At 62.8% G+C, this 14,034-nt stretch carries 13 protein-coding genes and 1 pseudogene; 2 read left to right on the plus strand and 12 right to left on the minus strand.

What is annotated here, in order from left to right:
* Positions 1–24 precede the first annotated feature (24 nt).
* The 4 genes and pseudogenes from HMPREF2656_RS09040 to HMPREF2656_RS12555 all read right to left on the minus strand — a co-directional run bounded on the left by HMPREF2656_RS09040 (position 25) and on the right by HMPREF2656_RS12555 (position 3,985).
* A complete protein-coding gene (locus HMPREF2656_RS09040; protein ID WP_005295556.1) occupies positions 25–1,275 on the minus strand; it encodes a site-specific DNA-methyltransferase in 1,251 nt (416 codons plus the stop codon).
* Positions 1,247–2,429: pseudogene (gene metK / locus HMPREF2656_RS13630) on the minus strand (methionine adenosyltransferase). The gene HMPREF2656_RS09040 and the pseudogene metK overlap by 29 nt, the downstream one beginning before the upstream one ends.
* 88 nt (positions 2,430–2,517) lie before the next feature.
* Positions 2,518–3,093, minus strand: coding sequence for a P27 family phage terminase small subunit (locus HMPREF2656_RS09050; RefSeq protein WP_005295551.1), 576 nt, complete (start codon positions 3,091–3,093; stop codon positions 2,518–2,520).
* A gap of 27 nt (positions 3,094–3,120) precedes the next feature.
* Positions 3,121–3,985 (minus strand): IS5 family transposase gene (locus HMPREF2656_RS12555; protein ID WP_370510479.1). Its coding sequence is split into 2 segments (ribosomal slippage): positions 3,121–3,646 and positions 3,645–3,985, totalling 867 coding nucleotides; the frame shifts between segments, so codons are not numbered across the junction.
* 84 nt (positions 3,986–4,069) lie between these two features.
* Here HMPREF2656_RS12555 and HMPREF2656_RS09065 point away from each other — a divergent pair.
* Positions 4,070–4,636: a ClbS/DfsB family four-helix bundle protein gene (locus HMPREF2656_RS09065; RefSeq protein ID WP_005295544.1), complete on the plus strand. Its 567-nt coding sequence runs from the start codon at positions 4,070–4,072 to the stop codon at positions 4,634–4,636.
* Between the two features lie 219 nt (positions 4,637–4,855).
* On the opposite strand, the gene HMPREF2656_RS09070 is transcribed toward HMPREF2656_RS09065, so the two are convergent.
* The 7 genes from HMPREF2656_RS09070 to HMPREF2656_RS09100 all read right to left on the minus strand — a co-directional run bounded on the left by HMPREF2656_RS09070 (position 4,856) and on the right by HMPREF2656_RS09100 (position 11,075).
* Positions 4,856–5,233, minus strand: coding sequence for an HNH endonuclease (locus tag HMPREF2656_RS09070; RefSeq protein ID WP_005295540.1), 378 nt, complete (start codon positions 5,231–5,233; stop codon positions 4,856–4,858).
* Positions 5,234–5,388: 155 nt separating this feature from the next.
* Positions 5,389–5,853: a hypothetical protein gene (locus tag HMPREF2656_RS09075; protein WP_005295537.1), complete on the minus strand. Its 465-nt coding sequence runs from the start codon at positions 5,851–5,853 to the stop codon at positions 5,389–5,391.
* A complete protein-coding gene (locus HMPREF2656_RS09080) occupies positions 5,850–7,211 on the minus strand; it encodes a DEAD/DEAH box helicase (RefSeq protein WP_070816444.1) in 1,362 nt (453 codons plus the stop codon). Before HMPREF2656_RS09080 ends, HMPREF2656_RS09075 begins: the two co-directional genes overlap by 4 nt.
* Positions 7,192–7,470, minus strand: coding sequence for a VRR-NUC domain-containing protein (locus HMPREF2656_RS09085; protein WP_070816446.1), 279 nt, complete (start codon positions 7,468–7,470; stop codon positions 7,192–7,194). Before HMPREF2656_RS09085 ends, HMPREF2656_RS09080 begins: the two co-directional genes overlap by 20 nt.
* Positions 7,471–7,603: 133 nt before the next feature.
* On the minus strand, positions 7,604–9,871 hold the full coding sequence (locus HMPREF2656_RS09090; RefSeq protein WP_007000794.1) for a phage/plasmid primase, P4 family: 2,268 nt from the start codon (positions 9,869–9,871) through the stop codon (positions 7,604–7,606).
* Positions 9,868–10,311 carry a DUF7768 domain-containing protein gene (locus tag HMPREF2656_RS09095; protein WP_070816447.1) on the minus strand — a complete coding sequence of 148 codons (444 nt, stop codon included), beginning with the start codon at positions 10,309–10,311 and terminating at the stop codon, positions 9,868–9,870. The genes HMPREF2656_RS09090 and HMPREF2656_RS09095 overlap by 4 nt, the downstream gene beginning before the upstream one ends.
* A complete protein-coding gene (locus HMPREF2656_RS09100) occupies positions 10,308–11,075 on the minus strand; it encodes a phage antirepressor (RefSeq protein WP_070816449.1) in 768 nt (255 codons plus the stop codon). Before HMPREF2656_RS09100 ends, HMPREF2656_RS09095 begins: the two co-directional genes overlap by 4 nt.
* Positions 11,076–11,238: 163 nt before the next feature.
* Between HMPREF2656_RS09100 and HMPREF2656_RS09105 the strand changes: the two genes are divergently transcribed.
* Positions 11,239–12,060, plus strand: coding sequence for a TIGR02391 family protein (locus HMPREF2656_RS09105; RefSeq protein WP_005295521.1), 822 nt, complete (start codon positions 11,239–11,241; stop codon positions 12,058–12,060).
* Here HMPREF2656_RS09105 and HMPREF2656_RS09110 read toward each other — a convergent pair.
* On the minus strand, positions 12,045–14,006 hold the full coding sequence (locus HMPREF2656_RS09110) for a DNA polymerase (protein ID WP_070816451.1): 1,962 nt from the start codon (positions 14,004–14,006) through the stop codon (positions 12,045–12,047). The genes HMPREF2656_RS09105 and HMPREF2656_RS09110 overlap by 16 nt on opposite strands.
* Between the last annotated feature and the right edge of the window lie 28 nt (positions 14,007–14,034).

The following is a 14,034-nucleotide window of genomic DNA, read 5'->3' on the forward strand; positions in this document are numbered from 1 at the left end:
GTTTTCCCTGCATATTGCGGGGTTTTATTCGCGGTCGCGGTCGACCTGTTTGACCAGATCCAGGTAGGCGTACTGGGTGCCGTCGCGCTGGCAGGTGATCCCGGCCGCATCCCCGGTCGCCTCGGCGTAGCGGCGCAGGATCACCGAGGCGTACTTCTCGTCCAACTCCATGAGGTAGGCGATGCGGTCGGTCTGCTCGGCGGCCATCAGGGTCGAACCGCTGCCAGCGAAGGTGTCGAGGATGATCGCGTTGGCCTGGGTGGAGTTGCGGATCGGATAGGCCAGCAGGTCCAGCGGCTTGCTCGTCGGGTGGTCGGAGTTCTTTCGCGGCTTGGCGAAGTTCCAGATCGTGGTCTGTTTCCGGTCAGCGAACCACTTGTGCTTGGCTCCCTGCTTCCACCCGTAGAGGACCGGTTCGTGCTGCCACTGGTACGGCGAGCGTCCCAGCACGAGGGAGTCTTTGACCCAGATGCAGCAGCCGGAGAGCTTGAACCCGGCATCGATGAACGCTTTGCGGAAGTTCAGCCCTTCGGTGTCGGCGTGAAACACATACGCCGACCCGCCCTTGTCGAGAACACCCGCCATGTTGGTAAACGCCGCGAGTAGGAACTCGTAGAACGAGTCGGCCTTCATCGCGTCGTTTTTGATCGTGAGCCCGTCGGAGGACTCGAAGGCGACGTTGTAGGGCGGGTCGGTAAGCACCAGGTTCGCGCTCTTGCCATCCATGAGCACCGCGACATCGTCTGCGTTGGTAGCGTCCCCGCAGACCAGCCGGTGCCTGCCGATGGTCCAGATGTCCCCGCGCTGGACGAAGGAGGCGGCCTCGAGCGCGGCGGTGAGATCGAAGCCGTCATCGGTGACCTCGTCATCGTCGAGGGAACCAATCATCGCCTGGATTTCGTCATCGTCGAAGCCGGTGAGCTCAGCATCAAAGTCGGCCGCGTCCAGGTCGGCGATGAGCAGGGCCAGCTTGGATTCATCCCAGTCGCCGCTGATCTTGTTCAATGCGACGTTCAGGGCCTTCTCGCGGGTCTCGTCCAGTTCGACGACCACGCAGTCAACATCGGTATGGCCGAGGTCAGCGAGCACTTTCAGGCGCTGGTGGCCGCCGACGACGTGACCGGTGGTGCGGTTGTAGATCACCGGCTCGACGTAACCGAACTCGGTCAGCGACCGCTTGAGTTTCTCGTAGTCCGCATCGCCGGGCTTCAGGTCCTTACGCGGGTTGTAGTCGGCGGGCTCGAGCTCACTGATGGGTAGCTGCTTGATGAGCACGGTCCTTCACCTCCGTCTTGAGCTTGTCGGTAAACGGCAGCGTCCATTCCCACTCGCTCAGACCATGTCCCATGTGCCCGTAGGTGGACAGCTTCGCGTAGATCGGAGAACGCAGGTGCAGGTGTTCGATCATCGCGGCCGGTCGCAGCGGGAAGACCGCCTGGGCGGCGTCGGTGAGCAGCCAATCCGGGTGCTGACCGGTGCCGAAGGTGTCGATGCGGAACGCGACCGGGTCAGCCTTACCAATCGCATAGGAGATAGCGACGTGGCATTCTTCGGCCAGGCGCGCATCCACCACGGTTTTCGCGATGAGCCGCGCCATGTACGCGCCCGTTCGGTCGACCTTGGAGGGGTCCTTACCCGAGAACGCGCCACCGCCGTGCGGGCCGAGCCCACCGTAGGTGTCGACCATGAGCTTGCGTCCGGTCAGCCCGGTGTCAGCGGTGGGCCCACCGGTGACAAACCGACCGGACGGGTTGACCAACACGCGCTCAGCCGTGGCACCGGGCAGGTGCGCCTCGATGGCCGGGGCGACGACCAGCGTGCGCACCTCCCGTTCAAGCGTCTTTGTCTGCATTGTGCTGGATTGAGACGATCACGGTGTCGATGCCGACCGGAGTGCCCAGCTCGTCGTAGACCACACTGACTTGGGATTTGCCGTCGGGGCCGATCCCACGGATCGTGCCGTCGGTGCGGGCTGTATCGAGGCGGCGGCAGATCTCGTGGGCGAGCACGAGCGGCAGCGGCAGGCGCTGGGGCGTCTCGCTCGTGGCGTACCCGTAGACGGTGCCCTGGTCACCCGCCCCCAGGCTCGCATACGCCGACTCATCACCTGCACGCGCCTCGATGGAGGTTGTAACACCTGCGCCGATGTCGGCGGATTGGCGGCGCACCCACACGTAGATGACAAACCGGTTCGGGTTGTACCCGGCCCGGCGCAGCGCCTCCCGCGCGCAGGCGCGCAGCTGCGGCCGGATGGTGGTGGTGATCTCGCCGGTGACGATGATGCGCCTGCCACTCGCCATGACCTCAACGGCCACGCGTGCCGCCGGGTCGCGGGTAAGGATGTCATCGAGGATGTGATCTGCGATCAGGTCGCACAGCTTGTCGGGGTGGCCGATACACACAGATTCAGCACTTCGCACTACAGACACGCGAGGGCTCCTTTCACAAATGCGAACAACAAGAAAGCCCGCCCGGGTGCCGGGCAGGCCAGAAACGAAACAAGCGGGATGAGGGGCCTTAGGAGGAGGCTTTGAGCAGCTGCTCCATGACCTCATCGCCTGGCGTGGTGCCGGAGTAGTCGGTGGTGCAGGTGGCACGCACGATGTCGAAGATCTCGTACCAGTACACGTTGGCCTGCTTGCCGAACGACTGCGACATGGCCACGAACGGGCTGGCGATCGCAGCGCCCGTGGTGGGGTGTTTGCCGAGCAGACCGAACTTGGAGATTGCCTGCTCGCACTGGATGTATCGGGCGAACGCCTGCGCGTACTGCTCAATTAAGCGTTTGGAGACGAACTCGGTGCAGCCGCGTTCATCCAGCCAGTTCCAGGTCTCCCGGTAGACCAGGTCCGCACCGAGCGGTTGGCCGTCGCGCTGCTCGGCCGACAGGTATTCGCTAGGTTCAGGCATCGTCTCGCCTGCGAGCAGCGCACCATCGCCGATGTCGGTGCCGTCCAGGTCGAACACATCGAGCTCGGCCGGTGTGGTGAGCCTGGTGGCAGGTCGACCTGAGGCGAGCTTGTCGTTCAGCGCCTCGGGTTTCGCCCCGGCACGGACTCTGCGTCCGCCTCGGTTGGTGCCGTCTTTGGCCACGACGTAAACCTCCTCTAGGGCGTGTTGCTAAATCCATTGGAGGGTGGCGGAGAGGTAGATTCCGGCCGCGTAGGAGCGGGCGGTCTTGTCGAACCGGGAAGCGAGCCCTCGCCACTGCTTCACTGCGTTGAAGCATCGTTCGATGACGTTGCGCCCTTTGTAGCGTTCCCGCTGCTCGTTGCCGAAGTCGATCGGTCGGCCCGGCCTCTTTTGACGCTTCTCGATCTGGTCAGCGCGCTCGGGGATCGTGGCCTTGATACCGCGCTCGCGCAGCCAGGCACGGTTCTTCTTCGACGGGTACCCCTTGTCCGCGAGCACCCGGTCCGGCCTCGTGCGCGCCTGGCCTCGCCCGGGGACGCGGATCTCGTCGAGCACGCAGGTGAACACGCTCGTGTCCGCGACCTGTCCACCGGTCAGCACGAACGCCAGCGGGCGAGCTCGCCCATCGCAGACCAGGTGGATCTTCGTCGTCAAACCACCTCGTGACCGGCCGATCGCGTGGTCACACGGCTCCGGCCCGGATCTCTTGTAGTTCGATGGAGCCCCCTGTGCCCCGGGGCAGGGTCGCACCGTGCTGATGCACACGCGCGATCGATGAATCCACCGACACGACCCAGTCGACCTCGCCCGCGAGCGAGGCCCGCCGCTGGACATGGGTGAGCAGGTCCTCCCAGACACCCTCGGTCGCCCATCGGCGGAAGTTCTTGTAGATCGTGTTCCAGTTCCCGAAACGCTCGGGCAGGTCCCTCCATGCTGACCCCGTCCGGAACCGCCACGCGGTCGCCTCAACCACCGTGCGCCGGCCCACCGGCGGGCGGCCCCTCGTGTTCACCGCAGGGAACACGTCCCCGATCAGCTCCCAGACCTCGTCGGTGATGACACCTCTCGACATGACTCCAGCATCACCCACGCACCCCGGAACACCATTTAGCAACACGCCCTAGTGCTTCCTCGCCGTCCTGTGTTCTAATTGGGTATGGCCCGAGCGAAAACGAAAACGGAACTGCTGACAGCAACCACCTCCCAATGGGACGTGCTGCAATCATTGATTGACTCCATGCGGCCAGAGATAGAAAGCGTCGGCTTGTTTTTCGGCGCTGACTTCGACCGTCCTGAACCCCACTGGGGCAGGGACAAGAATCTGCGCGATGTCCTTGCCCATCTCTATGCGTGGCAAAAAATGCTGTTCGACTTCGTTGACGCCAATCAAAACGGGACTGCCCGGCCATTCCTGCCCGCACCTCACACGTGGCGGACCACGCCATCCCTAAACATGGAAATCTGGGAGCACTACCAAGACACGTCACTGGGCGACATACAGGACATGCTGGGCTCGAGCCATTCCCAGATCATCGAGCTCATCGAAAGCTTCACCGATGAGGAGCTGTTCACTAAAAAGTACTTCCCGTGGACAGGAACCACCTCGTTGGGCTCCTACCTGGTCTCAGCAGCACCCAGCCACTACGACTGGGCCATCAAGAAACTGCGCACCCATCAGAAAGCCAACAAGGCAAGCCCGAAAGCCCCAAACCAGACACCGTAAAACGCACCAGCTCAAGACGGCGGGTCAATACCCGGTTTGATTCGTGGATTTTGTGCGCGGTTGGCCCCGCCCGCTGAGGAGCAGCCCAGCTGTGGAGATCCGCTCGCCCCCACCCCCTCGGCAAGCGCGCCACGTCGCCTCGTGCCGGGCGAACGGGGTCGAGGTTGGCACAGGTGAGGGTCGGCAGGGAGGCCGCGACAGGCGGGCACACAGCGCTTTTTAGTAGCTGTAGACCCGAGGGGCTTGCCGCCACCGGTCGCCATCGAGCGCGGACTGGCGCGAGTGGCACGGCTTGCACAGACTGCGCAGGTTCGACTCGTCGTGGGTGCCGCCGTGGTCGAGCGGGATCACGTGGTGGACCTCAGCCACGGGCGTGTACCGGCCACGGGCCAGGCAGTCCTCGCACAACGGGTGGGCTTCGACGTAGGCCGCGCGGATCTTTCGCCACCGGTGGTCGTAGCGTCGGTTGATCTTCGGGTCGCGCTGGTAGTTGCGGTAACGGGCGTCCTCTTCCTTAGCGTGGGCCGGGCAGAACCGGGTGCCGGTCAGCTCGGGGCAGCCGGGCTGGGAGCACGGGCGCTTGGGTTTGAAAGGCATCCGTCTCACCACCCTTGTCGTTCATGGCAACGACCCCCAGACGAACCGTGATGATTCGTCTGGGGGTCGGGACCTACTTTTCAACCACTTACAGCATGCGACAGGCACACCCTGAGAGTCATCCCCTCTTTGCGACACTCATGCGCGCCAATGCTTCAGTCTCTGCCGAACAAGAGACGCGCGAAGCGGGCAAGGGCGCGCTGCTTCTTGGCGAAGGCAGTCTTGCGTTCGACGTAGAAGTGTTCGGCGACTTTGACGGCGGCGTCCTCGGCGGAGAGGTCGTCGAGGAAGAAGACCTCGAGGACCAGCCGGTCATCGTCGCTGAGGCTTTCCCAGGCCGGGTTGAACCAATCCATGTAGGCCTGCGCTTTTTGGTTGCGGGCTTTGAGCGCGTCGAGGTTGTCGAGGATTGAGCAGACTCGCGCTTCACCGGCGTGCGGGTTGTTGCCCCGTGGCAGGCCGTCGAATCGGGGTGAGCCGATTGAGGTCAGTGAGGCTTTGAGCTCGTTGGCGTACCCGTCGCCTTGCTGGAGAATGACAGCTTGGGTTGCGTAGTCCTGGAGGACGCCGATGGCGGCTTTGCGGTAGTCGAAGTAGTCCCAGATGGGGTGGTCGTTCATGAGTGTGCCTGCTTTCCCAGAGTGTCGGCGACCGCATTGATCAACGCAGCCTGTGTCGTGTCTTTGTTGTCCAGCGCGGCCAGTACCGCCTCATCGAGGGTGTGGTTTGCGGCGAGGTGGGTGATCGTCACCGGCTGGTCTTGTCCCTGGCGGTAGAGCCTTGCGTTGGTTTGCTGGTAGAGCTCCAGGGACCAGGTCAGGGAGAACCAGACCAGGAGGTTGCCGCCTTGCTGGAGGTTGAGCCCGTGTCCGGCTGAGGCCGGGTGGATGAGCGCCAGCGGGATCTCGCGGGCGTTCCACGCCGCGATGTCGGTACTGGTTGTAAGCTCCCGGGCCTGCGGGAACCGTTCGGTGATCCGCTGCAGGTCGTGTTTGAACCAGTAGGCCACGAGCAGCGGCTGGCCATTGGCTGCCTCCACGAGGTCTTCGAGCGCGTCGAGCTTGCGGTCGTGCACCACTACGGTGTTGCCGTCCTCGTCGTAGATTGCACCGGAGGCCAGCTGCAGCAGCTTGCCTGACAGTGCTGCGGCGTTCGCCGCGTCGATGACCTGCCCGTCGAAGTCAAGCACCATCTCATCTCGCAACCGCTCGTAGGCTTTACGCTCTTTGGATTCGAGGTCGACGAGCGTCGTGGTGACCGTCAGCTCGGGCAGGCGCAGGTAGTCGGTGGTGCGCATCGACAAGGTGATGTCGCTGATCGCCTCGTAGATCTCGTCCTCGGCACCGGGTGCGGGCTTGTAGGTGAAGATCTGCTGGCCGTTTCGCCGATCGGGTACGAACCAGCGGTTGCGGTAGTGGGTGATGAACCGTCCGAGGCGCTGGCCTTCGTCGAGGAGTCGGAACTGCGCCCACAGATCCATCAGTCCGTTAGCTGCTGGCGTGCCGGTGAGCCCCACGATCCGGGTAACCCGTGGCCGCACGGCGGCGAGTGCTTTGAACCGCTGCGCCCGGTGGTTCTTAAACGAGCTCAGCTCGTCGATGACGACCATGTCGAACGGCCACGTGTTGCCGAGGTGGCGCACCAGCCAGGGCACGTTCTCGCGGTTGATGACGGTCACCATCGCCTCGGCGGCAAGCGCATCCAGCCGCTGGGCTTTCGACCCCACGGCCACGGCAATGGTGAGTCCTGCCAAGTGGTCCCACTTGGCGGCCTCGGTAGACCAGGTGTCGCGGGCGACCCGCAGGGGTGCGACGATGAGGACTCGGCGGGCCTGGAAGGAGTCCAGTAGCAGATTCCAGATGGCCGTCAAGGTGATCACCGTCTTGCCCAGGCCCATCCCGAGGAGGATCGCGGCGTGCGGGTGGTCTTCAACGAAGGCGGTGGCTTGTCGTTGGTAGTCATGCGGCTCGTAGCGCATCAGCCACCTCCTTTGTGCCTTCGATGCTGTCGACGACGACTACGTCCATGCCGTGGTCTGTGAGTTGGTGGATGCGGCGGCGTTGGATGGGGCGTGGGAGGCGTCCGGGGGCTTTGAGTTCGACGAAGATGACGCGTCCACGGTGGATGCAGATGCGGTCTGGAACCCCTGCGGTGCCGGGGCTGGTGAATTTCCAGCACAGGCCACCGATCGCCTTAACGGCTTTCTTCAAGTGTTGTTCGATTGCTTGCTCGTTCATGGGTTACACGTCCTTGGTGTTTTGCCGAGGGTGCAACCTGGTGCAGGGTCGTTTTGGACTTTTCTATAGGGCTAGTTTTTATGCCCTATAGGAAACTCACATATGGGTCTGCACCAGGCTGCACCCAGCGCTATTACTGCTGGTCAAACTCGTTTTTCAGTTGGAGGCCAAAAACCCTGATCCCGGATTTCATCTTTTTGCGGACAAAGCCGTGGTGTTCTACGGTGGCGTTGAAATCGACCATGGGACGCGCCCACCCGGAGGTGGACATCGCCCACGCCCGGTAGGTCTGGTACAAGTCCCCGGCCCGTTCCGACAGCCCAGGGTCGAGGTCGCAGTGGGCGTCGAGGAACTGGGCGAACCAGTTGTTCTCTTCCCGATACGCCGCTGATGCCTCCACCACTCGGGCCGGGGCCTTGAGGTGGTAGTTCTCGGCGTGGATGAGGTGCGCGCCCTCCATAACCCAGGCCAGGATCGCCCCGCCTGCCTGCGTATAGAGGTAGTCGGCATAGTTCTTGATGTCGGACGTGCCTTCGATCTTGGCTTCGAAGGGGATGACGATGAGCCTGCGCCAAATACCAGCATCCATCGCCCCCACCCTGGGCAGATGGTTGGTGTAGAGAATCAAGGTGTGCGAGGGGGTGAAGGCAAACGGTGCCTTGTATTTCTTCTCCGCGTAGATCTGGTCGGTGGAGGCGAGCTGTTTGACCACGGAGGTGGACATGCGCACGCCTTCTTCGGACTCGGCGGAGATGATGAGGCGTTTGCCTTTGGCCTCAGCCAGCTCCGGTTTGACGTTGCGCATCCCACCGATCGTGAGCACATCAGCGCTCATGTTGCCTGCGTAGGTGCCCAGCACCCGGGCGATCGTGTTCCAGAACGTCGATTTGCCATTGCGACCATCCCCGTAAGCGATGACGAGCGCTTCGACGAACACTTGCCCGATCGCAGCCAAGCCAACGATGCGCTGCACATAGGCGATGAGCTCGGCATCGCCCTGGAAGAACACCTCGAGGGCTTCCTGCCACAGGTGCGCCCCGTCGATGCCAGGGTCGAGGCTGGTCTGCTTGGTCACCAGGTCCGCCGGGTCATGGTCGCGGCGCGATGCGGCTCCGTGGCGCAGATCGTAGGTGCCTGATGGGGTGTTGAGCAGATACGGGTCGGCATCGAGCTGCTCAGGTGTGGTCAGCAGCATGGGGCGGGCTTCTTTCAGGCAGTTGGTAATCCCGCGCGATTCGCGACGCTTGAGCGCGTAGGCCGCATAGGTTTTCGCGTCCTCGAATGCGGCGAACGCCTCTTGTTGGGCGGTGTTGAACATGGCCTGGGCTTTCGCCTTCGACATCGACGCCAACAACATGGCAGCCCCCGTGGCAGCGAGCTGGTCTTTGGCGTCTTCGAGCAGCTTGTGAGCCTCGGCCAGTTGGCGTTCGGTGAGCTCCTGGGCGACGGCTTGGGCTGCGGGAGCGGATTCGTACCAGACACCGTCGTAATAGACGAGCCAGTCGGTGGCCTCCGAGTAGCGCAGCGAGTCCGGATAGGCCTTGGTTAGGGCGTGGGCTTGGCCGACGTCGCTGTAATCGGCGGGGCGTACCGAATCCAGGCTCGCCTCAAAATCCTCTGGTGGCACATACCCGGGCTGGTTCTCGACCGTCTTGGCGAACCGGGTGGCCGACCTCCAGATCGACTCCACCTCTGCCTCGGGCAGCGGCGGGTTGCAGCGTGCGGCCTTGCGGTCAAACAAGTCGCGTGCCTCATCGGTCGTGCCGAGGCGAATCAGCAGCCTGCCAGCAAACCTCGACAAGGTGGCGTTACGCGAACCCTCCTCGATCGCCTGGGTGCCCTCATCCCACTGGGCGAACACGTCCTCCTCCACCGTGTCGGCAAGCCAAGCGTCGATGGTGCGTTCACCCTCGACCACGGTGATCTGCGGATCATTGTGGCCGTAGATGAAGCGGCCAGCGTCGATCGCGTTCGGGTCGAAAAACACGAACCGGGCGGCGAGCTGCTTCTTCAGCCCCGCGTAGGCCTCAGCATCAGTTACGGGGTTAATTGGGAAGTAGACGTGGAAGCGGGGTCTGGGCGACTGGGCACCTTTGGTCCTCTGGTGGTTGCGGGAGGTGGCGGTCATCAACGCCACACCCGCCAGCCGCTCCGCCAGCGATGCCGGGGTGACCCATTCGGCAGCATCCTCGGTGTGGGAGTTGTCCACGTCCATCACCAAGCAGTTCGAGGTCACGAAACTGCCAGCCGAGCGCCTGCCACCCACGTACTCGGCAACCACATGATCCAACCGCGTAACCGCCTCCAGGTCGGCTGCCGTGGTCACGGTGTGCGGGTTCGGGTAGTGGGCGTTGTTCTGCTGACCTGCCACTTGCGCGGTGAACATCGTCATCGCCTTCATAGGGTGACCTCCTCAAAGTCGGCGTCGAAATAGGTAATGGGCAGCTCGAGGTGGTGGGCCCATTCGATCTCGGCGCGCATCCCTGCCGAGACGCGGGCCGTGTAGACCCAGATCGCCTCGCACTTGCTCAGAAGAATTCGGTTGAAAAACATCGCCAGCTCGCGGTCGCTCGCGTCGGTGTCGTCCATGAACTGCGGGAACAGCAGGTGCGGGGCTAGTGGGATTTTGTTCTGGGCCACCGCGTGAGCACACAACGCGCGAGCCAGCCCCACGTTGTTCTCTGTGTCACCGGAGTACGGCGAGCAGATGTAGACCAAGGGCCGGTAGCCGTACTCGGCGCGCTGGAGATTCTTCAGCGCCTTGTACGCGGTGGGGTCTGGGTAGCCCTCCGTGTTGTGGGGCGAGAAACCCAGGTCGATGCCGGGAGCAGTCGTCGTCATGCCGCACCGCCGTCCTGCTCGATGACCGGCAGCAGGCCGAACTGGTTCTTCAGCAGGTCGTAGACGAACAAGCGGCCCTTTTGGGTCCAGTACATGTGAGTGCGGGTCTTGCCTTCGTCGTACTCGTGGGTCTTGGACTGCGTGTAGCCCTGCTCGGCGAACCGGGCGTAGAGGAACCAGCGGCCGGACTGCCTGAACTGCACCCCGGCGTCGTGCAGCAGCAAGTTCAGCTTCTTGGCTGACAGGCCGTAGTCCTTGGCGATCTCGGTGATGGTCAGTAGCGAGTCCGACTGGAGCACGACGTCGTAGTAGGAGACCTTCGGGGCGGCCTCGAGCAGGGCTTGCTCGGCGGCCAGCCGCTTGGCCCGCTCGGAGCGAAGCTGGATGATGGCGTGCTCGAGGAACTCGTCGTTGTCCAAGAGCTCGTCGATGGCGTAGACGCCGTGGCGGCGGATGGTGGGCAGGACCTCGTCGACAACCCAGGCTTCGAAGTCTTGGGCTGCGGGGAGCTTGGAGGAGAAGATGAGCCGGTACAGGTCACCTTCGGTGATGAACCTGGCTTCTTGAGTGCGACCGAGCGCATCGACGATGGGGTAACGAAACGGAACCCCACGGCAATGATCCTGAATCGCCTTGCTGGTATTGGTGTATCCAAGCGCCGTGACCACATCACGGCCACAGAAATACACCTTGTCCTCATGCTCGACAGTTCGGATCGTTCCAAAGGCATCGTTGGTGAATACCTGAAGATCTCTCGTAGCCATGACTGGCTCCTTCTAAGAGCCAGGATTGACGTGAATTCCAGCAAGCCACGGGTGCGGCCGCGTCGGGCTCTCACGCATACGCCCCTGAGCGCGCAAGAATCCGGACACCCGGGTCTTGCTGAAATACTCAGGCCACTCGCTCACATGAGAAGCTGGAGCGGTGATGCAGTCCGATTCTTTCTCCCAACGCTCGACTATCCGCAGTATTGCGAATGTCCTGGCAAGTACCGATTTGCCGGGCCTAAGCGGAAGCCAAATCGACGAGCTTCTCCTCGACATTGGTGCGCCACCGCGTGTTGCCGGGAGTAAGCGAGAAGGACTGTTTGGCGCGCTTACGGAAGGAATGTCCGCAGCGCAAGCAGGTCAACTCACTCGTGAGTTCATAACGACTGCGATGAGCCCGGCACGGCATACCACCGATCGTCAGCGTTGGAATGATTTGCGCCGCTTGCTCAACAAGGTGCTGGCGACCGAAGGATGGCATATCGACGATGCTGGCGAGTTGACCCAACTCGCTGAGGCGGCACGCACATTCGATGATATCGAGCGTCTCACCAGCTCTCTCGTGGAGGAACTTCAGCGGCGCGGTACCCACGAACGCCTAATGGAGTATTGCAGCCAAGAACTGATCGCGGAGTCTCTGTTCCACGCGATATCCGAGGCAGCCAAGTCGATCCCTGACCGCATCCGCATCCTTACTAGCTTGACAGACGATGGTCAGGAGTTGTTCGACGCAGCTTTGGGAACAAACAATTCTGCCCCTAAGCTCGTGATTAATAGCTTTTCCACGGAGTCGGAAAAATCAGAGCACAAGGGTTTTAAGAACCTGCTTATAGGGATCCACGGGCACTATCGCAATCCCCGCGCTCACAAAACCCGACTAGGTAGTGAGGAAGGTAAACATGACTTCCTCGATGCCTTCAGCTTGTTCTCCTATGTCCATCGTCGCCTCGATTCCGCCCAGCAATATCAGTCCTTCATGTAGAAATCACACGCGTACCCGTCTGCCTCTAGCGGCAACCCTGCTGCCCAGTCGGGCGCGGTGGACATCAGCTTGCAGATCTCGTCCACGGTGGCCGTGGCGGTCTCCACGACGATCTCGTCATGGACGTGCATGACGATCCTGTGCCCAGCCTCAGCGACCTGGTGCATGGCGTACGTGAGCAGGTCTCGGGCGACGGCTTGGACGATGTTCTCGGTGAGTTTCCCACCGTAGGTTTCCAACTGGCCCCACTTGCGTCCCGTTGTGATGCCCTCGTGGGTGATGCTGGTGCCACCGAACCTGTTCTCACCCAGCTTGGGTTTCACGTAGGCCAGGCGACGTCCGGAGGGCAGGCGGATGAACATGATCCCGGACTCCACGGTGAAGGTCAGCGCACCAACACTGGTCGGCTGGCGGGTGCTGATCGTCTCGATGGCGGCGGCGTTGATGTCGGCCCACAGTTGCACAACGCTGGGGTTGGCTGCCCGCCACGCATCGACCAGCGGCTGGAGCTCGGACTCGGCGAGCCCCATCCGCAGCGCCCCCATGGATTTCAGAGCTCCGACGCCGCCTTGATAGCCACAGGCGAGCACAGCGATCTTGCCCTTCTGACGCAGCTCGGCGTTGGCTCCGTGCTTGTCGACGGGGACACCGAACATGCGGCTCGCGGTCTCGCAGTACAAATCCTTCCCGTCACGGAAGGCCTCAAGCGTGGTGGTCTCGCCTGCAAGCCACGCGATGACCCGCGCCTCGATCGCGGAGAAGTCGGCCACCACGAACCGGTGCCCGTCGGCGGGGATGAAAGCAGTGCGGATGAGCTGCGAGAGGGTGTCGGGTACGGAGTCGTAGAGCAGCTCCACGGCTTCAAAGTCTCCGGTCCGCACGAGGTCTCGGGCTTCACAGAGGTCTGGCAGGTAGTTGCGGGGCAGGTTCTGGACTTGGACGAGGCGGCCAGCGAAACGTCCGGTGCGTCCTGCCCCGTAGAACTGGAGGAACCCTCGTCCGCGCCCATCACGACCTGTCACGTGCTGCATCGCCTCGTACTTCTTCACCGACGACTTCGCAAGCTCACCGCGCAGCAAGAGGACCTCACGCACCTGGCCGGTAGCGGTGTCGAGCGCGGCGGCGACTTCGTCTTTCGTCAGTGACTGCAAGGGCGCGCCGTGAGCGGCGAGCCAGTCCTTGAGCTGGATCGGTGAGTTCGGATTCTCCAGTCCCGTGAGCTCTTGTGCCCGGGCAAGCGTGGTGGCGCGGTGCTGCCGGTCGCATGCCACCGCGTGATCCACGAGTACCCGGTCGAGCCGGATGCCGGTGTCGTTGACGTTCTGGTCGAGGGCGTAGGTGTCCCACTCGGACGCTGGGAGCGGGAAGTCAGCCAGCCTGTCGTGGATCGCGAGCTCCACCTCGACGTCGCGCCGGTTGTAGGAGATGAACTGCTCCCACCCGTCCGGGTCGGACGCAGGCGGGTTGCGCATCCCGCCCAGGTTGAAGACGCTGGGTGTGCCCGGGGTGCAGAACTGGCTGATGAGTCTCTTACCTGCACTGTCTTTGCGTACCGGCAGGTGAAGGACGGTGGCGACCTGGTCCAGGCTCATCGGCAGGCCGAGGTATGCGCTCCAGACCATGGTGCAGCGCCACTGCGCAGGATTGAGAAATCTGCGGCCCGCCATGAGCTCCGGGTACTGTCGGGCGAGCCAGCTTGAAAGGCAGATGCGCTCGAACGTGGCGTTGAACGCCCACTTCACTACGAGCGGGTCAACCAGTGCGGACAGCACCTTCTCGGGCAGCTGGTGTCCGTTGGCGAGATCGACGACCTCGACCGGGCCGCCGTCGATCGAGTAACCGAACAGCAGGAGCTCGAAGCCGTCGTGGTCGGCGTAGGGGTACACCCCGGAATTCGCCAGGTTCACCGGTGAGAAGGTCTCGATGTCAATGAAGAGTTCACGCATGCGCGACAGCTCCTAGAAAACAATGGGT

It is taken from the genome of Corynebacterium sp. HMSC034B08, assembly GCF_001835805.1.
Taxonomy (GTDB): domain Bacteria; phylum Actinomycetota; class Actinomycetes; order Mycobacteriales; family Mycobacteriaceae; genus Corynebacterium; species Corynebacterium coyleae.